Genomic DNA, 21,367 nt, shown 5'->3' with positions numbered 1-21,367 from the left:
GTATGGTAAGCAAATCTAACAAAACCTAACAGGTAATTAAAAAAGTGTGTAAAGAAACCTTACAAATATCATGTTTTTTCTGATTTTATCCAGTAAGATGATAAAAAGTGGTAAGGAAGGAGAAAATAATTTGCCCTGGCTGATTCAAGTGTTGTTACTCGCTATTTTTCTGATAACAGGGAATTTTGCGGCTGCGTTCTTTCATATTCCGCTTCCTGGAAGTGTCATAGGGATGCTTATGTTATTGATCCTATTGGTAACCAATTTAATTAGATTAGAATGGATAGAGAAAGCAGCATCTTTTCAAATTAAACATATGTCCCTGCTGTTTATCCCCTTTGTCATTGGATTATTTTTATCTCCCAATTTTATTCCTCTATTAAATTTTCATTTCCTATTGGTCCTGGTTCTAAGCAGCTTTTGCTGTTTATTGGGCACAGCGTATTCTGTTCAAATATATGAAAATATAAGAAGGAGGCGCCAAAAATGAGTTCTGTTTTATTCAATAGTATAGGGTGCATCTTGATGACTCTTGCCAGTTATATCGCAAGCCTGCAAGTTTTCAGGAAGTTTAAGAAGAGCTGGCTAAATCCTTTATACACCGGAACTGCGCTCTTGATTATCCTTCTTCTATTGGGCAACATCCCTCTATCAGTATATCAAAAAGGAAGCAGTCTGTTTGAACTGCTCCTCCAGCTTTCGGTTGTCTCTTTTGCGGTTCCTTTATATAAGGAGTGGCCCTTAATGAAAAGACATCTTAAGAAAATATTCTCAGGAGTCTTTGCCGGGACCTCCTTAGGCATATTTTCGGTTTACATTATGTCACAGGTTTTTCACTTTAATCAGGAGATCATGGCATCTCTTATTCCGCGTTCGGTAACACTCCCGGTAGCCTTAACGGTCTCGGATGGCCTAGGAGGAACCACGGCATTTACTGTTTTCTTTGTGCTATTTTCTGGTCTTTTTTCCGTTATGATGGGACCAAACCTATTGAAGTGGCTTGGAATAAATAGTAAAGCTGCCAAAGGATTGGCAATGGGCACTTCAGCACAGATGCTGGGAGCCAGCCGTTCACTCATGTGGGGAGAGGAAGAAGGTGCCATGGGGTGTATAGCCATGACAACTTCTGCAATTATCCTTTCGTTATTTATTCCAATATTGCTGCTTTTGCTGTAACCCGCAATTATCAAAAAACCCATTCATGAAAAAGTGAATGGGTTTTTATGGCGGACAAAAGACATGATTAATTTAGGAGAGAGCAGGACCTGTGTGGTATACTAGGTTAATAGAATTGCATGTTTAAAGAGGCTGCAAAAGATGTGTCTATTTCTGAATGCCCTTTTTAAACAACCTCGTGAAGGGAGCGTCGGCGCACGTATGTCAAAAGGAATTGTTTATTACGAAGTAGGAGAACAAATCGAGCTTTTTCTGCTCATCAAAAATGCAACTAAGGGTATTGCGAGTAATGGAAAGCCATTCTTGACCCTTATCTTCCAGGACCAAAGCGGGGAAATTGAAGCAAAGCTTTGGGATGTGTCTGATGAAGATGCCAAAAACTACAGTCCCGAAACCATTGTAAAAGTGGCGGGGGATATTTTAAATTACCGTGGACGCAATCAGTTAAGAATCCGCCAAATACGGCCGGCCTCTCCAACTGATCCGGTGAAGCTGGCAGACTTTCTCGAAACAGCCCCCTTAAGTACTGATGAAATGATGAGTAAAATCACTCAATATATATTTGAAATGAAAAATCCGAACATTCAACGGATCACCCGCCATTTACTGAAGAAGCATCAAAAGGACTTTCTTGAATATCCGGCTGCTACCAAGAATCATCATGAATTCGTTTCCGGTCTTGCCTATCATGTTGTTTCCATGCTGGATTTGGCTAAAGTAATTTCCGGTTTGTATCCAAGCCTGGATAAGGACTTATTGTACGCTGGAGTCATCCTGCACGATTTAGGGAAAATTACAGAGCTGTCCGGACCGATTTCAACATCCTACACAATAGAAGGAAACCTTCTAGGGCATATAACCATTATGATAACTGAAATAGGAAAAGCTGCTGAGGAACTGGGAATCAGCGGTGAAGAGATTATGGTCCTTCAGCACCTGGTCTTGTCCCATCACGGCAAAGCAGAATGGGGCAGTCCGAAGCCGCCATTAATCAAGGAAGCAGAAATTCTTCATTATATTGATAATATTGATGCAAAAATGAATATGCTTGATAGAGCTCTTGAAAGGGTAAAACCTGGAGAGTTTTCGGAGCGGGTATTTGCTCTGGATAACCGTTCATTCTATAAGCCTAGTTTTCATAAATAATAAATGCCATCCTTCCTAATGGGAAAGGATGGCATTTTTAGTGTCTGTCTATCATATTTTTTCCGGTTCAGCATACATTTTATAGTAAATGGACAACCATATGAAAAGAAAGAGGGGAAAAAGATGATTCCAATTTGGGTATATTTTGTTGCAGCCGGAATCGTTATAAGTGCATATATGGCGGTAAGGACAGGCAGGGAAGAGAAAAAAGTGGAGCATGACAGCATAGAACGCGAGGGTGAAATTTATATGAAGCGTCTTGAACGGGAAAAAGAAGAGCGGAAATCCGCTCAGCAATCAGCAGGCTGACTTTAATAACACATAAAAAACGGGACTCCAGCATGGAGCCCCGTTTTTTTATTTCGCTTCGGTTCCAGCTTCACCTTCAGCTTCAGGTTTATCAAGAACTCCTTTTAGTTCCTTATCTTTAATATCAACATCAGCAGCCTTTAGTTCACGATCCATTGCCTGCTGTATTTTCTCGCCATCAAGCTTGGAGACTTTTACTTGATATTCCATTTCTTTCTTCATTTCATCAAAGGACTTTTTCTCTTTTTTCTCAGTTACTTGAATAATATGGAAACCATGTTCTGATTGAACAGGGGCGCTGATTTCATTAACATCAAGTGCATAAGCTGCCTCTTCAAATTCAGGAACCATTTTACCTGGGCCGAACCAGCCTAAATCTCCGCCATTTGCAGCAGATCCAGGGTCTTTAGAATATTCTTTGGCCAGATCTTCAAACTTTCCGCCTTCATCAAGCTTTTTCTTTACTTCGTTCGCCGTTTTTTCATCCTCTACCAGGATATGGCGTGCTTTAATTTCCGGCTTGTAGTTATCGTAGTATTCTTTAACTTCTTTTTCTGTTGCTTCAATATCCTTAATAGCGGCTTTTTCCTGAAGCAAGCCTGTTTTAAAGGTTTCCCTTAAATCTTCTTCATCCTTATAGCCATATTGCATAAGTGCCATCTCGAAGTTAGCGCCAAGCTGCTGTTTTAGTTCATCAATTTTCTCGTTAAGTTCCTTGTCTGTTACTTTGTATTTATCAGAAAGAACTTTTTCATAAATGAGCTCCTGGAGCGCCTGTTCGCCGTATTTTTCCTTCATTGCTTCATAAAGCTCGTCCTTCGTAATGTTTCCGCTCTTTGTTTCAACAACAACATCTCCTGAGTCGCCGCCGGTGCTGCTGCATGCGCTTAATCCAATTACTCCAGCTGCAATGGAGAGCGATAGCATCCATTTCTTCATGTTGAACACTCCTAAATTAATTTTCAAATTTGGCTCTGGAGAGCTTGACTGCTGTCTTCTGCTGAATTTTTAGACTTCTTAAAAACCAGCAATTGCCTTCACAGTGCCTTCATTTATCACATTCTCTACTATACCATAAATGAAAAAAATAACAAAAGAAGAAAGTAATGCTTGGTTCATAAACCATTGTTTTTTAAAAAAATTTGGGTATTCGCCCATCCCATTCAGGACAATTGTACATATGATACATGGAACCCTCTGATGGGAGGTTTCAAGCAGCCTAAAAAAGTTTGGATAGCCGGGATAGAAGCCTATCCGACAACATAGGCAAGTGAATAGGATATGGTAGCAACCTGAAGGGGAGGTGTTATCCATGGGTGCTGGATACGGCGGAGGTTTCGCGTTAATCGTTGTATTGTTTATTTTATTAATCATTGTAGGCTGCGCGTGGCTGTAAATCTAGGTTGGCATAGGGTCTGACAGGGCCCTGTGCCGGAATTTGAGAGGAGGCAACCATATGTCTGGAGGACATGGATGCGGCGGAGGTTTTGCGTTAGTTGTCGTGCTGTTCATTTTGTTAATCATCATTGGAGCTTCTTGTTTTTGCTAAGCTTTGATGTGTGAAATTAATGTATATATAAAAAGCGGCGGAAATTTACCGCCGCTTTTGCTCATGGTAAGAGCGCTCAGGATATCCTAAGCATACAAGATTTCTACAAATGAAGAGATTAGCAATATGGTGATAAGAATGTTAATGGTTCTGAATACTTTGGGCTGCCGTTCCTCAGGAATCTCTTTTTGGAGACAAAGCGAATTTGTCATCTTGTTGATATAAAATAAAATAAAAACGGCAAAAATAATAAAGATGGAGATCATCCAAGATTCCCTCCTTGGGCAGTCATATGATTGCTGTAACATGTTTTGTCTGTTAATTACAATAACAAAGTTCACGAAAAAAAGATAGTATTTAAGATTGCCTGTCAGGTAAGTAAAAGGTATCCTTTGTCAGGATACCCGGGATTACTGCTAATGGTTCGAACGAAGTAAAATCTCAAATCCATCTTCATTTTCTTCTACATAAGATTGATTTGGAGCATTAAGGACGTTTTTTGCGCAGACAATGTCAGAAAAAGACAGGCCTGCATGGAAAGCAAACAGAATGACTAAATAATGTACATAATGAGGAAAAACAAAGCAAGCAGCCAGAAGCAGGCTGTTTATAATGAACATAGGTGCCAGAGTGGCAGTCAGGAAAAGCCGTTTTGAAATAGGCTCCGTTATTCGGATATATATAATTGGCATAAATCCATATTTAATAATCAGCTGTTTTTTTACGATAATTCCAAGGTGTGCAATTGGAAGGTAGTGAAGCAGCTTATGGACTGGATACATTAGCCATAGACCCGCTGCAAAGAAAATGAAATAATTATCGTAAAAGGAACCTGGCATAAATACATATGTTGCAGGAACATATGTAAATATGAAAGTAGCCAGCATGGTTAAGGAAGACAAAATAAAAAGTCTCTGCGATCCATATTGCTTCGTGAAGTTAATCGTCTTCCAGCAATTCATCATAAAAATACCTCCACAAGGAGTAAAATAGTAATCTTTCAAACTCACTTATGATACTTTACGATGAATAAATAAAAAAATCAATAGGGAAAACAAACAGATTTTGTCGAAAAAAACTTTAAAAAAATGAAACCAATGTGAAGCAGTGAGCAACCGTTTTCATAAATACAAAGCGAATGCATGTGATTCGCTTTGTAAGGGTTTACATATTGTTGGAAGGAACTTTTTTAATTAAGCAAGTTCCTTTTCTGCTTGTTTCTTCTTTAATTTGCCCTCATCTTCATCAAATTGATTTTCAAGGTTTGCAAAGGATTTTTCAAAGATCTCCATGAAATCGTCACCATATATATTACGGACTATTGCCATGATTTCGATGATGTCAGGAAATTTTCCATAAAGCTCTCTTAGTGGCATTGCACCAGAGAACACGGCGTTTTTTTCAGGTGAATAGGTTTCCATAAGACTTAATAATACCTTTTCGCCATCCTCAGTCAATTTAATATAGGTATTTCTTTTATCGCTTTCTTTCTTAGAAAATTGAAGAAAACCCCGTTCTTCGAGCTTTTTGGAGAAGTTGAATGCAGTAGAAACATGCATTACACCAAACTTGGCAACATCGGAAATCGATGCTCCGTTTAAATGGTAGGCAATCCATAAAATATGATGTTCATTAATGTTTAAATCGTAGGGTTTTATCCATTGCTGCCAATCTTTTTCTATAGACTTCCACAGGGCTTTACTCAGCTGTGCCACTCTCTGGCTGAAAATCATTGCTTCCTTTATAGAAATTGCTTTGTCCGACATTCAAAAGTTCACCTACTTTGTAAAATTAATTATTCTGGCTATTCAGCCGGAAGTTCATTTTTCTTTTATAGTATCATTATGCCAATAAAACAAAAATTAATAAAGATATAAATTTACAAAATTTTTAGAAATATAATCAAATATTTCTACAAAAGGCTTAAGGTCAAGGGATGAGAGCCCATTTAAAGTTTTAAAAAAATTTGAAGCATTTTAATAATATATTAGTTTTCGTTCCAAAATAAAAAAAATCCTTCTTTTTAACCAAAGAAAAAAGAAGGGTTTTTTTATTTACTTTATATTTGTTTCAAGTTCGTGTATGGCTGCTTCAATTTCCTGCAATTCACGCTGCAGCCTGTGCTGATGGGGAAGGATCTCGTTTTTCCAATTGCTGATTGAATATTTGATGTCACTTGAGAATTCCTTAAAGGCTGTTTTACCTTCCTTAGAAGCATATGAAGCTGACTCCTTTATGGCCATCAATTCTGTTTTTAATTCTAAAAGCTGCTCTTTCAGAAGGCTTGTGTTTTCTTTTAACTGCTGTCGGGTATCCCTTCCTGAAGCAGGTGCAGTTAATAGGGTGGATATGCCGGCTGCAGCACCGCCAGCTAATAGTCCAAGCAATAACGATTTGGCTTTCATAACCATCACCTCAGAATCTTATTTATATGTCTATTTTATTGCAATCTTCATTTTTCTAAAGCTGAAAATGAAAAATGTTCTATCTATATCTATATCACAAAACATATAAGAGTAAACCATATTCTCATAGCTCCCGGCAAACAGGCATACAATTCAATAGAAGAATATTTTGCGAAAGGGGGAGGCAGGTTGTCCGGAGCAGCGGCGGGGATTTTTGCATTAAGTGTGGTGCTGTTTTTAGGAGGTATTCATTTTTTCCTTTCAATAAAGAAACCCGGAGTCTATCCTCCGAAGTATGTTCTCAAAAAAAGGGCGGCTGCTTTAGCGGCAGGCGGGGCGTTTTTGTTCCTGCTGGGTCTGATTGTGGGCAGTTTCTAAATAGTTTCCAAATAAAAAAGCCCGCTTATTTGCGGGCTTTTTGTATATAATTATTGGCTGATCGTCTGCTGAGTCAGCTTTGTTCTGTTTGCAATTGAATGTGCTACAGGAAAAAGGATTACCATTGCAGCGGTGTTAACTGCAGCTGCAGGAAGTACAACTGCTGCAAATAATGCTGTGAAAGGTCCCGGCAGTCCGACAATCAGGTATGCCGAAGTTAAAAACACAATTCCGGATACGATGGTTCCTGCTGCTGTTAAGACAGCTGCACTGACGATATTCTTCCTGAATTTCTTTACGATCAGGAACAATGCCAAAAATGTGAATGCAGTAACAGGCTTATCAATGATATTCGGGATTAATCCTCCGGGAAAGGTTGTGGTAAACCCGGAAATCAGGCCTGTAACTAAACCTAAAAGCAAAACGCTTCGGGTGTCTGGAAAAAGGATAATGCCTAAGAACATCATGGTAAGCATCATGTCCGGTTTCATTCCGAGAAAAAAACCTGGAACAACGGCATGAAGCACTGCGCCCATCCCGACCAATAGGGATAAGGCCACTAAATTTTTTGTATTCAATTCTCATCTCTCCTCTGCTATTCTCTGACTAAGCTCTGTTCGTCTCTCCTGCAGTGCACTCTTTGCCTGCAGCGAAAAACTTTAACTCATTATAACATATTTTACTGTAATTCAAAGGTGTTATATTTATTAATTATTATTTTTAAAAGCTTTCATAAATGCGGCCAGCTTTTCAACATGGTGCTCTGGCACAGCATTGTAAATGGATGCGCGGCACCCCCCGATAGAACGGTGTCCGCCAAGCCCGACGAACCCTGCTTCTTTTGCCTGTATCTGAAATTCCCTGGAGAGATCTTCGCTGTGAAGATTAAAAGTAACATTCATACGGGACCTGCTGTTTTTATGGGCATGCCCTATGTAAAAACCTTCACTTTCATCAATAACATCATAGAGCATTTTTGCCTTCTGCTCATTGGCCTTTTCAATCTGCTGAAGGCCGCCTATCTGCTCTGCCCACTGAAGCACAAGTGACAGTAAATAGATTGAAAGAGTAGGAGGCGTGTTATATAAAGAGTTGTTATTGGCAAATGTATTGTAATTCAGCATTATAGGGAGCGTTTCAGAAGATCTTTTTAATAGTTCTTTTCGGATAATGACTACTGTTACACCGGAAGGGCCGAGATTTTTCTGGGCACCGGCATAGATCAAATCAAATTGGTCTACTTTCAAAGGACGGCTTAAAATATCGCTTGACATATCTGCTACTACCGGTGTTTTTTTATTTGAAGGAAAGCTTTGCCATTGTGTGCCGTAGATTGTATTGTTGCTGGTAATATGAAGATAGGCAGCATTGTCCGGCATATCATCTTGACTAAATTCGGGGATAAAGCTGTATTTTTGTTCCTTACTGGAGGCAGAAATGACGGTTTCGCCAATTTTATCTGCTTCTTTTAAAGCCTTCTCGGACCAGGAACCACTAAGAATATAATGGGCTGCCTGGTCTTTTCCCAGCAGGTTCATCGGCACCATGGAAAACTGGAGACTTGCCCCGCCCTGAATAAAAAGCACTTCAAAGTCATCCGGGATTGCCAGCAGTCTTCTTAGGCGTGTGATTGCCTGATCATGTACTGCCTGATATTCGTTGCTTCTATGGCTCAGCTCCATTATGCCCATTCCTGTATTGTCAAAGTTCAGCAAACTCTTTTCCGCTTCTTTTAATACCTCTTCCGGCAGGGCTGCGGGACCTGCATTAAAATTTAGAGCACGGTACATTTTTCTCCCTCCAAATATAAAATCAATTCACTATAACGCTGTGAAGAAATAAAGATAGTTAATATGTTAACAAATTATATTGATTTGTACAGAGAAAAAATGAACATTTTGAAAAATTGGAGAAAAAATTCCCCCTGCAGTAACAGGAGGATCAGAGGGTTACAGATGCTTTTTTATGGCATCAGAGATTTCCTTAAGATCTGAAGCTGAGTAATCAGATTGATGTGATTTCCACACAACCCCTAAGCCATCTCCGTCACCATAACGGGGAATAAGGTGGGAGTGGAAATGGAAAACGGTCTGTCCGGCGTGTTCACCGTTGTTATTAATTAAATTCAGGCCAATTGGATCGAATTCGGCCTTAATGGCTCTGGCAATCTCCGGAACAGCTTCGAAGTAGTTCCGGGCTGTTTCAGCATCCATTTCATATAAGTTTTCTTTATGTACTTTCGGAATGACAAGTGTATGCCCTTTTGTGACCTGGCTTATATCCAGAAATGCCATCACATGCTCATTTTCAAAAACTTTGGCTGAAGGAATCTCGCCATTGATTATTTTACAGAATATACAATCGTTCATTATGTCAGCTCCTAACCAAATATCTTTTTCACAATTCTACCATATCCTCCAAAAAACAAAAAAGCAAAAGGGGATGGGATTATGGCGTGGGTCTAGTCATAAAAAATGGCTCTTTTCGCATAAATTGTTGTTTTCGTCTATCAATACTGTCCGTTGATTTCCTCCAGGATGCTCAGCGAACAGCGGGGCGGGCGGTGAGCCTCCTCGACGCTGCGCATCTGCGGGGTCTCACCTGTCCCGCTACTCCCGCAGGACGTTGAATAAACTCCCCCGAGAAACACCGCACGAAGAAAATGCGGCAGCATTTTCGAGGATCTCGCACTTTCCGCTCCAATCAACCAAGCAAACTAATCTAGTTATAAAAAAGCAACAAACTTTACGAAAACAGCTTAAAAAATAAAAGGCAGGATCCGCTTGGAATCCTGCCTTCGTGAAGGGGAAGCTTCTATTGGTACGTTTCTATTTCAGGTGAATTCTCTTTAACAAACACCTCATTTATGAATGAATTGTGTTCATATCTAGAGAAAATCGATCTTTGTTCAATCGGACCATCCCCTTATTTTCTTTATAAGCTTTTACAGGCGTATAAAGCATGGATGATAGTCTTTAACAAACACCTCATTTAAAAAATGACTTAGTGACCACTTACGGGTAAAGCGATCAAGTGTTTAAGATCATCAGGTTTCATGTGCAATGCAACCATCCCCTTATTAGGAACGTTTGAAGCTTATACTGAAAGGAAACTGTCTGCGACAGACACCTCATTTCAAGTTTTGATCATCTGAATGGTGTTCAAATGACTTGTTTCCCCTTCATAGATTAGAATGTCCCGTCCCGTAATTTATATACAGGAATTTTGTCTAAACTGGACAATTTACTTTGGCTTTTTTTACAATGGACTTATACATAGTAGGAAGGACGTTGAGAATGGCGCTGCTTGAAATTAAAAACGTTACCGGCGGCTATACGAGAAACCCGGTCTTAAAGGATGTCTCCTTTGAAGTGGGTGAACATGAAATCGTCGGCCTGATTGGCCTTAATGGAGCCGGAAAAAGTACGACCATCAAACATGTAATTGGCTTAATGGAACCGAAGGAGGGAGAAATAACGATCAATGGCATGCAATTCCTTAAGGATAAGGAAGGATATCGCAAGCAATTCACTTTTGTTCCGGAAACCCCAATTTTGTATGATGAACTTACACTCGAAGAGCATTTGCGTATTACAGCCATGGCATATGGTCTGCCTGAAACAGAGTATAAACAAAGAGTGGAAACACTGCTGAAGGAATTCAGAATGGAAAAAAGACTGAAATGGTTTCCAGCTCATTTTTCTAAAGGGATGAAGCAGAAAGTAATGATCATGTGCGCTTTTTTGGTGCAGCCGTCATTATACATTGTTGATGAACCATTTGTAGGTCTGGACCCGCTTGGCATTCAGTCACTTCTCGATTTGATGAAGAAAATGAAAGAGAGCGGTGCCGGCATTCTTATGTCTACCCATATCCTGGCAACCGCTGAAAGGTATTGTGATCGTTTTGTGATATTACATGAAGGCAAAGTAAGGGCGAAGGGAACTTTAGCGGAGCTGCAGCAGCAATTTGCAATGCCGGGAGCAACCCTCGATGATTTATATATCCAGCTCACAAAGGAAGAAGATTATGTTTGATGAAAAACAATTATGGAAGGAGAGATTCGGGAGGACAGTCAAAGAGCTTTCCCGCTATCTCCGTTATATCTTTAATGGCCATATTGTCATTGTCATGGTGTTTCTTCTGGGAACTGCAGCTTTTTATTATCAGGAGTGGATAAAAACCCTGCCCGGTGATTTTCCTGCTGCAGCGGTTTTAGCAATCATCTTAGCTCTTCTGGTTACATACAGCCCAATTTATACATTCTTTTCTGAAGCAGACAAAATTTTTCTGCTGCCGCTTGAAGACAGGCTTTCAGGATATTTCAGACGTTCGATGGCAGTCAGCTTTTTTGTGCATGCATATCTCCTTGTTATGGGGCTTGGAGTTTTATTGCCCTTATATGCAGCGGTGAATGATGGCAATTTTAAAGTGTTTTTACCATTTCTGCTGATCCTGCTGATGCTAAAAATGATCAATTTGCTGATACGCTGGAAGATACAATATTATATCGAAACAAGCGTACATGTATTGGATACATGTGTCCGTTATGCTGTTAACGCTGTGTTTCTATATTTTCTATTTAGCGGCGCTTCCCCCATTTTTATGCTGGCAGCAGGTGTGCTGCTGATCCTGCTGTATTTGTTCTTTACCATGAAATCCAGGGATAAAGGGCTGAAATGGGAATATTTGATTGATCAGGAAGAGCGAAGAATGACCTCCTTCTACAGGCTGGCCAATATGTTTACAGATGTTCCAAAGCTGAAAGACCGCGTAAAAAGACGGAAGTGGCTTGATTGGCTGCTTTCAGGAATTCCATTCAAACAGGATGCAACTTTTAAAAACCTTTATGTCCGTACATTTCTCCGTTCCGGTGATTACTTCGGTTTATTCATTCGTTTAACTCTTATTGGTGCTGGAGCAATTTATTTGATTTCGTATGGAATGGGACAAATCCTGCTTGTGCCGTTATTCATGTACTTAACCGGATTTCAGCTGCTGCCGCTATGGAATCACCATCAGGATAAGCTGTGGGTGAATTTATATCCGATTAAAGAGGATATACAGGAGAAGTCCTTTAAACAGCTGCTGACAGGAATACTTTATGTTCAGGCACTCCTATTATCTCTTGCTGTACTGGCAAATGGCGGATGGCTGGCTTCGCTTTTGGCTTTAGCCGTTGGAGTTTTATTTGCATATGTATATACTCATATCTATATTCAGAAACGGCTGGCAGGCAGCCGGGCTTAAAATGAAACCATTGCTGTCTTTTGTGCGTATATAGAGTCACCCTGAAAAAAGGCAGGTAGGAAAAATGATGGAGTATGAATTAAAGGCTTTTTATGAAATTGAAGAATGGAAGAGACGGATCAACAAGCGCTCCAGCATGCTGAATCGCCTTTCCAAAAAAGCTCAGACAAAGGTAAATAGTATAATACCTGAAAAAGCTCATCAAATTATCACTGACAGCATTAAGAATATGGTAAAGGCCACTTTGGTTGGATCGAATGCACTCACCAGAAAAAAACAATCTGCCGGCCGCAGCCTGGAAAACATGGATCTCATGCTGGAAGAAAAGATTTCGACTTACCGCAAAACAGCTGCTGTCGAAGGTGCCGGAACCGGGGCAGGGGGAATACTCCTTGGCATTGCTGATTTTCCCTTGCTGCTGAGCATTAAGATGAAATTTCTTTTTGAATCTGCCTCCATATATGGATTTGATACAAAAGATTATGAAGAGCGCCTGTTTCTCCTCCATGTCTTTCAGCTCGCATTTTCCAGTGATGATAAAAGGAAAGAAACGCTGAAGCTGATTGAAGAATGGGATGACCGGAAGGAAACACTGGCTGATATGGACTGGAAGGTATTTCAGCAGGAATACCGGGATTATATTGACTTTGTTAAAATGCTCCAGCTGGTGCCGGGGATTGGTGCTGCTGTCGGGGCGTATGCGAACTATAATTTGCTAGATCACTTAGGTGAAACCGCTAAAAATGCTTATCGTATGAGAATTTTAAAGACAGCCCCAAGGCCTGATTAGGCTTGGGGCTGTTTTTAATACTTTGCTTGAGGCGAGTGTGATTCATTGCGCTCATTTTGGGTGGTTATTATGCTAAAACTTAAAACGGCTCATAAAGCAGGCCCACACCACCACAAAAAAATGGGCCAGTCACCTGGCCCACACTCGAATTTCTTCTTATTTTCCTACTTCAACGGAGTCCTTGCTTTCCTGATAGCTATGATAGTTTAAAGCTGCTGCTCCCAGTGTTTTGGCTGCGATCAGCATGGCTTTTTCATCAATATCAAATTTTGGGTGATGGTGCGGGTAATTTTCTGATGTATTTTCAGGTCTTGCCCCTGTAAAGAAGAAGGTGCCTTTCACATGCTGCAGATAGTATGCGAAATCTTCACCGCCCATTTCAGGGTCTGTCTCTTCTGCCCATCTGACTTCATCAATTTTTCCTGCCAGTTCAGCCAGGTATTCGGTTTCCCTTTTATGATTGACAACAGCAGGGTAGCCTCTATGGAACTGATACTCATAGTCACTGTCTGCTGTGTAGCATGTTCCTTTGACAATGCGCTCGATTTCCTCTTCGATATTAGTGCGGACGTCCTCGTTAAATGTGCGGACAGTACCGATCAATTTTGCTCTATCAGCAATTACATTAAATGCGTTATCAGCTACAAAGGAACCAACTGTTACAACGGCAGAGTCAATTGGATTTACTTTTCTGCTGACGATTTGCTGAAGATTGACAACCAGCTGGGAGGCAGTTACAATCGCATCTTTCGTTTTGTGAGGCTGTGCTCCGTGCCCGCCTTTTCCTTGGATGGTAACTTCAAACCTGTCTGCTGCCGCCATAAATGGGCCAACCCGATATTGGATCTTCCCTGTTGGTTCTGATGCCCACAGGTGTGTTCCAAAAATGGCATCGACACCCTCAAGGCAGCCATCTTTGATCATCGAAATCGCTCCGCCCGGAGCATATTCCTCGGCGTGCTGGTGAATCATTACATATGTACCTTCTAATTCATCGCGAAGTTCATTTAGTGCCTTCGCCAGTACAAGTAAAGTTGCCGTATGTCCATCATGTCCGCAAGCATGCATTACCCCAGGGACCAATGATTTATATGGGACATCCTTTTCATCCTGGATAGGAAGTGCATCAAAATCGGCTCTTAAAGCGATGGTCTTTCCTGGTTTGCTGCCATGAATCCTGGCAACCACTCCATTTCCCCCTACATGGCTCCGGACTTCAATCCCCAGATTTTCATAAAAGGTTTTGATATAGTGAGCCGTCTTTTCTTCCTTAAAAGATACTTCAGGATTCTGATGAAGATAGCGCCGGATGGAGACCATTTCATCGTAATAGCTTTCCAGTTTTTTAAATAGTGATTCAGACATGATTTCCTCTCCTATCGATGTAATTTTTCCATTATTATAACATTCTTTAATGAGATAAAGGGAAAAATGTTTTTTTTATGCAAACTTAACATAATAAAAGTAAAGTAGAGATGATAATATAATTTAAGACCAAAATGGGAGGTATTAGTAAGATTGGAAATGCTTAAATCTAAATGGACCTATTTTTTCCTGGCTGTATCCGCATCCATTTTTCTATATTTTCTTGTTGCCGTTACTAACGGACAAACTCTTGATTTTGACCGTTATTTGTCAAAATTCTTTACAGGATTATTTTCAGAAAGCACCCATCCGTTTTTTGAAGCCATGGACAATATGGGGAGTAAAACCGGTGTAGGGATTATTACATTGGCTTTCTTAGCGCTGCTTTGGCTCAAGTATAGGAATTATGAGGCGATGGCAGCTGTTGTTTTTGCTGTTGCAGCGGGAAATGAAGTAAATAAGTGGCTTAAAGAGGCTGTTGGAAGGCCGCGCCCTGATCAGGAGCATCTTGTTGATGTGGCGAGTCTCAGCTTTCCGAGCGGACACGCGATGATTGGGATGATTCTATATACGTTATTAGCCTATTTTATCATTACCGAGCTGAAGAAATCGTCAGCGAAATGGATCACGGCGATTATAGCCGGCATTTGGATTTTTTTAATGGGAATCAGCCGGATCGTGATGGGTGTACATTATCCGTCTGATATTGCAGCAGGATTTGCAGCAGGCTATATTTGGGTATTCATTTCAATTTCACTTTACGCGGCCTTAAAGTCAATATTCAGAAGAAATTCATATGAGCGGGAATCAGCATAGAAGCAAAAGAGACTATCGCCCGATAGTCTCTTTTGCTTCTATTAAATTAGGAACATGGCTGCAATAGTTGTTACAATTAAGCCAATTGTGACCGGAAGCAGGTTCCGGCGAGCCAGTTCAAAAGCATCTACATTACAGATTGCGGCTGCAGGAATAAGGGCCCAGGGAACCAGTGTGCCACCGCCTACCCAGATGGCAGCTACCTGCCCGAGAGCCGTTAAGGTTGCAGCACCTGTGCCGATAGCTGTCGCAAATAGATTTGCAATGGAGCCGGCAAGTGAGATGCCGGAAAAGCCGGATCCATCAAGCCCCGTAATGGCGCCAACGACAGTCAATGTAATGGCGCCTACCTCTTTGCTTAAAGGGACAACAGATGCTAGCCCCACTCCAAGATCATTAACAATTCCATGCGAGCCCTTTGGCAAAAAGTCTCCTATCATCTGAGAAAATCCAGCGTCCCCCAGATAAAAGAAAGCTGCAATTGGAATGACAGGGCCAAATACTCTAAATCCAAACTGGAAGCCTTCAACTAAATAGGCTGTAGTTTTTTCAAGGCCCCTATTACGATGGGCAGCGAGCGTGATCAGCAAGAGAATAAATATCGATGTACCGCCTACCAAAGCTGTTGCGTCACCGCCCTGAAGATCTAACGCAAACATGGCTGCTACATCAGCAGCAAATAAGATTGGAATTAATAACGCAAAAAAACGTTTTTGTTTAAGTGAAAGCAGATGTTTTTGACTGGAATCAGCCTGCAGTTCAGCTGGTGTATCCCCAGTAAGACCAGTATCTGCAGTCAGCTTGCCGCTTTTCATATCTCTCTTGATAAGATAAAAAGCGGTAATAGTCGTGACTGCACCCATAATAATAACAAGCGGAACACTGGCTGATATGACCTCGCCAACAGGAAGACCAGCAGCGTCGGCAGTTAACTTCGGGGCAGCCTGGATTATAAAATCTCCGGATAGGGCGACGCCGTGACCGAACAGGTTCATGGCCATTGCCACACCCAGAGCAGGTAATCCTACCCGGATGGCTACGGGAAGAAGGACGGCCCCCATTAAGGCAACAGCAGGAGATGGCCAAAAAAACCAGGAGATGACCATCATCAAAATTCCGATCGTCCAGTAGGCAAGTGCCGGTGTTCTGATTAACCTGGTAAAAGGAGAGATCATGACATCATTAATTCCAGTTGTGGTCAGTGTCCGGCTCATGGCCACTATAATGGAAATGACCAGTATAGTGGAAAGAAGTTCTGTTATCGCAAATATAAAACTGGTGAAAATACTGCTGATTGAACCGCTTAAGGAGCCGGTAGCTGTAATGGCAATTAAAAAGATGCCAGCAATACAGACAAGCGTTGTATCTCTCTTCATAACCATGAAGCCGATGATGAAGAGACTAAAAAGAACATATATCCAATGGATGGCTGTCAGCTCAACTCCCACTTGATTTTCCCCCTTTCAAAATTCCATAAGAGAACCGCCGGTTTAGGCGAATCACCCGATTCGGAATGTAGTACAGAATATGATGGAATAGAATAAATGGTGATATGAATTGAATCCGTCCAGAGGAGGAGGCTGAAACACACCGGGGGATGTTTCAATAGAATTGCTGACTGATAAAATGAATGTACAGAAGGAAAATGTTTTTGCATTAGCGAATACAAGAATAGGTGAAAAGAGGGAAGGGAAAGCCTATGAGATACAGGTCCGTTAATCAAATAATCTTCGCGATAACTTTATCAGCTATTGGGGTTTTGCTTCTTCTTATGAACTTAGGTGTCATTTCCTTGGAAATAAAAGAGGTATTTGTCGTAATTTACCCCTTTATCCTATTGGCTGCCGGGTGTTATTATCTGCTGTCATACATACTGAAGAATAGCCGGAGCGGGATGTTTCCCGGGTTATTTCTAATTGTCTTTTCAATGCTATTAATCTTTGATCGTCTCGGAGTAATTGAATTCAGGTTTATGGAAATCTGGAAACTCTGGCCCCTGTTTCTTATTTTTATCGGCATTAATATTCTTTTGAAAAAAGATCGTTTAAAGATACATTTTGAACAGGATTTTCCGGCAGATATCTATGGGAAAGACAAAGGTGCAGCGGAGAAAAAAGTTATTAATATCTCAAAATATGAAAGCCCTCAGCCGCTTAAAAATATAAGAGGCTTTTCAATTGGCGATGTGGATTTTAAACAGCCGAATTGGTCTCTCGAGCCGATGGATTTATATACAATGATCGGTGATTATTTTATCGATTTCAGCAAAGCTTTCATCCCGGAGAAAGAGACGCCTGTCATTGTGAGAGGGTGGATTGGAGATGTGAAAATGATCATCCCCGAAAACATTCCGGTGATGATCCAGTCAAATATTAATATAGGAGACATCCGCATTTTTGATCAAAAGACAGGTGACATCAACCGCAGTCTTCAATATAAGTCACCTGGTTATGATGAAGCATCCAGAAAGCTGAAAATCGCTGTACAAGTAAAAATTGGATCCATTCGGATCGATAAAGTATAGGGGTATAAGATGAAAAAAAGCGGAATCAGGTATTGGTTTGTGCAGAGCTTTATTATGATGGCCATTATAAGTTCATTAATCTTTTTTGTCGGATTGCAGGTCTATCTATTTTACAATTCTGAATCGCCATTGACTATAAAGAGCACCTTTTGGCTGTTTTTGTATGTTTTAACGGTATTACTCCTTACGGGTGCCTATTTTGGGCTCAAGGGCAGCTACTTAATAAAAGGGCGGCTCGGTGATATTTTATTATTTGTTTCGACCTTAAGAAGCGGCAAGTATGCTGATCGGATGGACTCTTATGAAAAAGATGAAATAGGATTAATATCAGATGAACTGAATCAGCTGGCCGAAAATATTCAGGAGCAGGTTTTTTCCATGCAGCGGCTTGCTGATGAAAAGTCTGCATTGGCACAAACCGCCCATTCAGCAGCTGTAATGGAAGAAAGACAGCGCCTGGCCAGGGATCTCCACGATGTAGTGAGCCAGCAGCTTTTCGCATTAAGTATGATGTCTTCAGCAGCCCTGAGAGTTTTTGATTTGGATAGTGATAAAGCGAGAGAGCAGTTAAATGAAATCTCTGAAATCGCTGCGAAAGCCCAGGGGGAAATGAGGGCTCTTCTCCTCCATCTTAGGCCTGTGCAGTTGAGTAATGACAGACTCTGTGACGGTATTATTAAGCTGATACAGGAGTTAAAGGCAAAGACAAACATCGAATTCCATGCAAGCATTGATGAGGTTGAAAATCTTTCCAAAGCAGCGGAAGAACATTTATTCAGGATTGTCCAGGAGGCTTTATCTAATGTACTCCGACATGCGGATGCAGGAAAGATCAGAGTAACCCTAACGGAAGAGGAAGATTACATCTATCTTTTTATTGCTGATAATGGAAAAGGGTTTAATCCTCATAAAGAGAGAATCACTTCTTACGGGCTGAAAACTATGAGGGAACGCTGCGAGGAGGTTGGCGGAATATTCAAAATACGATCCAAAGAAAACGAAGGAACTTATATAGATATTAAAATTCCGGCAAAAGGGGAGAGGCTGAAATGATCAGGGTAGCAGTTGTGGATGATCATGAAATGGTAAGAAGGGGCATTATTTCTTATTTGGCAACTGAATCTGGCATAGAGGTCATTGGGGAAGCAGGCAGTGGGAATGAAGCTGTAAAGCTTGTGCTGAATGAGCGGCCGGAAATCGTTTTGATGGATCTCCTGATGGAAAATGGGAACGGAATAGAAGCGACAAGGGAGATTTTAAAAAGTTATCCTGAATGCAGAATTATTATTATAACCAGCTTTTACGATGATGAGCAGGTTTTTCCAGCCATTGAAGCGGGTGCCTTCAGCTATATGCTGAAAACGGCAAATGCTGCCGAAGTTGTAAATGCCATTAAGAAAGCTGCGCAGGGTGAGCCTGTCATTGAGTCAAAGGTTGCGGGTAAAATGGTAAGCCGTTTCAGAGAAAAAGAGAAAAAGCCTCATGATGATTTAACTGAGAGGGAATTTGATGTTCTGCTCTGCATTGGGGAAGGGATGACTAACCAGGAAATCAGTGAGGAATTGTTCATTGGCATCAAAACCGTCAAAACACACGTAAGCAATATCCTCAGTAAACTGGGCGTTACAGACCGTACACAGGCAGCCGTTTATGCCAACCGAAATGGAATCATAAAAAAACAGGCGAAAAAAGGATGAGCTATAAAGGCTCATCCTTTTTTTATAGGTAAGAAAAGATAACTTTGAACTTCTGGCTCCAGCATTCTTTTCTTGTTACTCTTCTTCAGGGATATAATATTGGGTCACGTATGGAGGGCTGGAAAAAATATTCGGTGTCTTATCAATGCCGCTCTCCGTCCCGCGCTTTTCATGTGCTTTTTCATATGCTTTGGAATTCTGCCAGTTTTTAAATGATTTTTCATCCTGCCATAGAGTTAGGGTGACATATGTGTTTGATTCAAGAGGCCGCAGGACACGGATAGCAATAAATCCCGGTTCATTTTCGATAAGTCCTGCCCTGTTTTTCAGCCGGTGCTCAAATAGCGGCCTGCCTTCATCTGTAACAGGTACATTGTTCAGAACGGCAAATCCTGCGCCCGAGAAGGTTCCGGAAGAATCGATGACTTCATAGGAACGGGGCTCTTTAAAGATGGAGGTGCCTGATGTTTCATGAATTAATAAGGATGTATCAGTATTCTGCATTGTAACCATGTTTTCATTTGGGTGCTTATCCTCAATTTTTTTCAAAAAATCGTAAGTTCCTCTGGCCATATAAAGCTTCATTTTTTCTCACTCCACTTGGAAAAGTTTTATATTGTTCACTCTGAAGTATAAACACTACATTATTTAAAATATATTTATATTGTGCTTATATCCTTACAATCTTCAATTTTCCCTTATTTAAACAGTTAAAAACGTCAATTTTTTGACATTTGGCTTTCAAATCTATACAAAAACAGAGAAAAAAGGATATAGTCATAAAGGATAGATATTCGAGATTTCTAATTTGGTTACATATATATTACAATAATACGCAGACAAGACTTGAAAGGTGGATAAAATTTAATGACGAACTCATTTAATGATACATTTCTGAAGGCAGCAAGAGGAGAACAGACAGAGCATGTTCCTGTATGGTATATGCGCCAGGCTGGCCGCTCACAGCCGGAGTATAGAGCAATTAAAGAAAAATACTCCCTATTCGAAATTACACATCAGCCAGAACTTTGTGCTTATGTAACAAGGCTGCCGGTTGAGCAGTATAACAATGATGCTGCCATTCTTTATAAAGACATTATGTCACCGCTTCCAGCCATTGGGGTGGATGTGGAAATTAAATCAGGAATCGGCCCTGTTATATCAAATCCAATCCGTTCCAAAGCAGATGTAGAAAAGCTTGGTGAAATCAATCCGGAAGAGGATGTTCCATATGTCCTGGATACCATTAAGCTTCTTACTCAAGAGCAGCTCACTGTTCCTCTTATCGGTTTTGCAGGTGCTCCGTTTACTCTTGCAAGTTATATGATCGAAGGCGGTCCATCAAAGAATTACAACAAAACAAAAGCATTTATGTATGCAGAGCCTGAAGCCTGGTTTGCGTTAATGGATAAGCTTGGAGAAATGACTATTACCTACGTGAAGTCCCAAGTCAAAGCAGGTGCAAAAGCCATCCAGATATTCGATTCATGGGTTGGTGCCCTGAATGTGGAAGATTACCGCTATTTTATTAAGCCGGTAATGAATCGCATTTTCTCTGCCTTGAAAGAAGAGAATGTTCCGCTGATCATGTTCGGTGTAGGCGCAAGCCATCTTGCACTGGAGTGGCATGATCTGCCGCTTGATGTAGTGGGGCTTGATTGGAGACTTCCGATTCAGGAAGCAAGGGCAAAAGGCATCACCAAAACAGTTCAGGGTAATCTTGACCCTGCGATTCTCCTTGCACCTTGGGAGGTTATCGAGGAAAAAGCAAAAGCTATTCTTGATCAGGGAATGGCTCAGCCGGGTTATATTTTCAACCTTGGACACGGTGTTTTCCCGGAGGTTAATCCTGACACATTAAAGAAATTAACTGCTTTTATTCACGAATACTCTGCCTCAAAATTAAGCAAATAGCCTCAGGCTTGCTTAAAGCGATAGCAGGCTGCACTTGCATATTGCTAT

The 21,367-nt window shown here is 40.9% G+C and carries 26 protein-coding genes; 15 read left to right on the top strand and 11 right to left on the bottom strand.

The window, feature by feature from the left end:
• Positions 1–70: 70 nt before the first annotated feature.
• The 4 genes from AC3WTL_RS10230 (at position 71) to AC3WTL_RS10215 (ending at position 2,631) form a co-directional block, all read left to right on the top strand.
• Positions 71–490: a CidA/LrgA family protein gene (locus AC3WTL_RS10230; RefSeq protein WP_492369349.1), complete on the top strand. Its 420-nt coding sequence runs from the start codon at positions 71–73 to the stop codon at positions 488–490.
• Complete coding sequence (locus AC3WTL_RS10225; RefSeq protein ID WP_048010718.1) at positions 487–1,176, top strand: LrgB family protein; 690 nt, start codon at positions 487–489, stop codon at positions 1,174–1,176. Before AC3WTL_RS10230 ends, AC3WTL_RS10225 begins: the two co-directional genes overlap by 4 nt.
• 201 nt (positions 1,177–1,377) lie before the next feature.
• Positions 1,378–2,322, top strand: a complete 945-nt coding sequence (gene yhaM, locus AC3WTL_RS10220) for a 3'-5' exoribonuclease YhaM (RefSeq protein WP_197245396.1) — start codon at positions 1,378–1,380, stop codon at positions 2,320–2,322.
• A 123-nt stretch (positions 2,323–2,445) separates the two neighbouring features.
• Positions 2,446–2,631, top strand: a complete 186-nt coding sequence (locus AC3WTL_RS10215; protein ID WP_035326924.1) for a sporulation YhaL family protein — start codon at positions 2,446–2,448, stop codon at positions 2,629–2,631.
• Between the two features lie 48 nt (positions 2,632–2,679).
• Here the strand turns inward: AC3WTL_RS10215 and AC3WTL_RS10210 are convergent, their stop codons facing one another.
• Complete coding sequence (locus AC3WTL_RS10210; RefSeq protein ID WP_197214586.1) at positions 2,680–3,570, bottom strand: peptidylprolyl isomerase; 891 nt, start codon at positions 3,568–3,570, stop codon at positions 2,680–2,682.
• 373 nt (positions 3,571–3,943) lie between these two features.
• Here AC3WTL_RS10210 and AC3WTL_RS10205 point away from each other — a divergent pair, with 373 nt between their 5' ends.
• Entirely contained in the window at positions 3,944–4,027 is an 84-nt protein-coding gene (locus tag AC3WTL_RS10205) for a YjcZ family sporulation protein (RefSeq protein WP_019381424.1), read from the top strand.
• A gap of 60 nt (positions 4,028–4,087) precedes the next feature.
• A complete protein-coding gene (locus tag AC3WTL_RS10200) occupies positions 4,088–4,180 on the top strand; it encodes a YjcZ family sporulation protein (RefSeq protein ID WP_082139012.1) in 93 nt (30 codons plus the stop codon).
• 86 nt (positions 4,181–4,266) lie between these two features.
• Here AC3WTL_RS10200 and AC3WTL_RS10195 read toward each other — a convergent pair whose 3' ends face one another.
• From AC3WTL_RS10195 to AC3WTL_RS10180, 4 genes are all read right to left on the bottom strand, one after another.
• A complete protein-coding gene (locus AC3WTL_RS10195; protein ID WP_009331432.1) occupies positions 4,267–4,446 on the bottom strand; it encodes a hypothetical protein in 180 nt (59 codons plus the stop codon).
• 150 nt (positions 4,447–4,596) lie between these two features.
• Positions 4,597–5,145 (bottom strand): DUF3267 domain-containing protein, encoded by a 549-nt coding sequence (locus AC3WTL_RS10190; RefSeq protein WP_197207740.1) that lies wholly within the window; start codon positions 5,143–5,145, stop codon positions 4,597–4,599.
• 228 nt (positions 5,146–5,373) lie between these two features.
• On the bottom strand, positions 5,374–5,946 hold the full coding sequence (locus AC3WTL_RS10185) for an HTH-type transcriptional regulator Hpr (RefSeq protein WP_048010713.1): 573 nt from the start codon (positions 5,944–5,946) through the stop codon (positions 5,374–5,376).
• Positions 5,947–6,234: 288 nt separating this feature from the next.
• Positions 6,235–6,585, bottom strand: a complete 351-nt coding sequence (locus AC3WTL_RS10180) for a YtxH domain-containing protein (protein ID WP_197245400.1) — start codon at positions 6,583–6,585, stop codon at positions 6,235–6,237.
• A gap of 189 nt (positions 6,586–6,774) precedes the next feature.
• Here AC3WTL_RS10180 and yhzF point away from each other — a divergent pair, with 189 nt between their 5' ends.
• Positions 6,775–6,963, top strand: coding sequence for a membrane protein YhzF (gene yhzF, locus AC3WTL_RS10175; protein WP_035326942.1), 189 nt, complete (start codon positions 6,775–6,777; stop codon positions 6,961–6,963).
• Between the two features lie 50 nt (positions 6,964–7,013).
• Here yhzF and AC3WTL_RS10170 read toward each other — a convergent pair whose 3' ends face one another.
• The 3 genes from AC3WTL_RS10170 to AC3WTL_RS10160 form a co-directional block, all read right to left on the bottom strand.
• Positions 7,014–7,541 carry a tryptophan transporter gene (locus AC3WTL_RS10170; RefSeq protein ID WP_197214587.1) on the bottom strand — a complete coding sequence of 176 codons (528 nt, stop codon included), beginning with the start codon at positions 7,539–7,541 and terminating at the stop codon, positions 7,014–7,016.
• Between the two features lie 129 nt (positions 7,542–7,670).
• On the bottom strand, positions 7,671–8,753 hold the full coding sequence (serC, locus tag AC3WTL_RS10165) for a 3-phosphoserine/phosphohydroxythreonine transaminase (RefSeq protein ID WP_492369348.1): 1,083 nt from the start codon (positions 8,751–8,753) through the stop codon (positions 7,671–7,673).
• Between the two features lie 159 nt (positions 8,754–8,912).
• Positions 8,913–9,332 (bottom strand): HIT family protein, encoded by a 420-nt coding sequence (locus AC3WTL_RS10160; protein ID WP_159346512.1) that lies wholly within the window; start codon positions 9,330–9,332, stop codon positions 8,913–8,915.
• Positions 9,333–10,259: 927 nt separating this feature from the next.
• On the opposite strand from AC3WTL_RS10160, the gene AC3WTL_RS10155 reads away from it, so the two are divergent.
• The 3 genes from AC3WTL_RS10155 (at position 10,260) to AC3WTL_RS10145 (ending at position 13,003) form a co-directional block, all read left to right on the top strand.
• Entirely contained in the window at positions 10,260–11,000 is a 741-nt protein-coding gene (locus AC3WTL_RS10155) for an ABC transporter ATP-binding protein (protein ID WP_163143259.1), read from the top strand.
• On the top strand, positions 10,993–12,213 hold the full coding sequence (locus AC3WTL_RS10150) for an ABC transporter permease (RefSeq protein WP_248346618.1): 1,221 nt from the start codon (positions 10,993–10,995) through the stop codon (positions 12,211–12,213). Before AC3WTL_RS10155 ends, AC3WTL_RS10150 begins: the two co-directional genes overlap by 8 nt.
• 64 nt (positions 12,214–12,277) lie before the next feature.
• Complete coding sequence (locus AC3WTL_RS10145) at positions 12,278–13,003, top strand: EcsC family protein (RefSeq protein ID WP_197245406.1); 726 nt, start codon at positions 12,278–12,280, stop codon at positions 13,001–13,003.
• Positions 13,004–13,159: 156 nt separating this feature from the next.
• Here the strand turns inward: AC3WTL_RS10145 and AC3WTL_RS10140 are convergent, their stop codons facing one another.
• Complete coding sequence (locus AC3WTL_RS10140) at positions 13,160–14,368, bottom strand: M20 family metallopeptidase (RefSeq protein ID WP_197245408.1); 1,209 nt, start codon at positions 14,366–14,368, stop codon at positions 13,160–13,162.
• Positions 14,369–14,527: 159 nt separating this feature from the next.
• Between AC3WTL_RS10140 and AC3WTL_RS10135 the strand changes: the two genes are divergently transcribed.
• Positions 14,528–15,184 (top strand): phosphatase PAP2 family protein, encoded by a 657-nt coding sequence (locus AC3WTL_RS10135; protein WP_492369390.1) that lies wholly within the window; start codon positions 14,528–14,530, stop codon positions 15,182–15,184.
• A 41-nt stretch (positions 15,185–15,225) separates the two neighbouring features.
• Here AC3WTL_RS10135 and AC3WTL_RS10130 read toward each other — a convergent pair whose 3' ends face one another.
• Positions 15,226–16,632, bottom strand: a complete 1,407-nt coding sequence (locus AC3WTL_RS10130) for a hypothetical protein (protein ID WP_492369347.1) — start codon at positions 16,630–16,632, stop codon at positions 15,226–15,228.
• 251 nt (positions 16,633–16,883) lie between these two features.
• Here AC3WTL_RS10130 and liaF point away from each other — a divergent pair, with 251 nt between their 5' ends.
• Genes liaF through AC3WTL_RS10115 form a run of 3 tightly spaced genes read left to right on the top strand, consistent with a single transcriptional unit; the run spans position 16,884 to position 19,405 of the window.
• Positions 16,884–17,708: a cell wall-active antibiotics response protein LiaF gene (liaF, locus tag AC3WTL_RS10125; protein WP_492369346.1), complete on the top strand. Its 825-nt coding sequence runs from the start codon at positions 16,884–16,886 to the stop codon at positions 17,706–17,708.
• 9 nt (positions 17,709–17,717) lie between these two features.
• A complete protein-coding gene (locus tag AC3WTL_RS10120) occupies positions 17,718–18,761 on the top strand; it encodes a sensor histidine kinase (protein WP_492369345.1) in 1,044 nt (347 codons plus the stop codon).
• Positions 18,758–19,405 (top strand): response regulator, encoded by a 648-nt coding sequence (locus AC3WTL_RS10115; protein ID WP_492369344.1) that lies wholly within the window; start codon positions 18,758–18,760, stop codon positions 19,403–19,405. Before AC3WTL_RS10120 ends, AC3WTL_RS10115 begins: the two co-directional genes overlap by 4 nt.
• A 75-nt stretch (positions 19,406–19,480) precedes the next feature.
• Here AC3WTL_RS10115 and AC3WTL_RS10110 read toward each other — a convergent pair whose 3' ends face one another.
• Positions 19,481–19,990, bottom strand: coding sequence for an antibiotic biosynthesis monooxygenase family protein (locus AC3WTL_RS10110; RefSeq protein ID WP_492369343.1), 510 nt, complete (start codon positions 19,988–19,990; stop codon positions 19,481–19,483).
• Between the two features lie 282 nt (positions 19,991–20,272).
• Here AC3WTL_RS10110 and hemE point away from each other — a divergent pair, with 282 nt between their 5' ends.
• Positions 20,273–21,319: a uroporphyrinogen decarboxylase gene (hemE, locus tag AC3WTL_RS10105; protein WP_048010698.1), complete on the top strand. Its 1,047-nt coding sequence runs from the start codon at positions 20,273–20,275 to the stop codon at positions 21,317–21,319.
• Positions 21,320–21,367 lie beyond the last annotated feature (48 nt).

The organism is Cytobacillus sp. EB106-05-05-XG126 (assembly GCF_058791715.1).
Note: the sequence above shows the minus strand (reverse complement) of the source record. Positions and strands in the feature narration are given on the sequence as shown.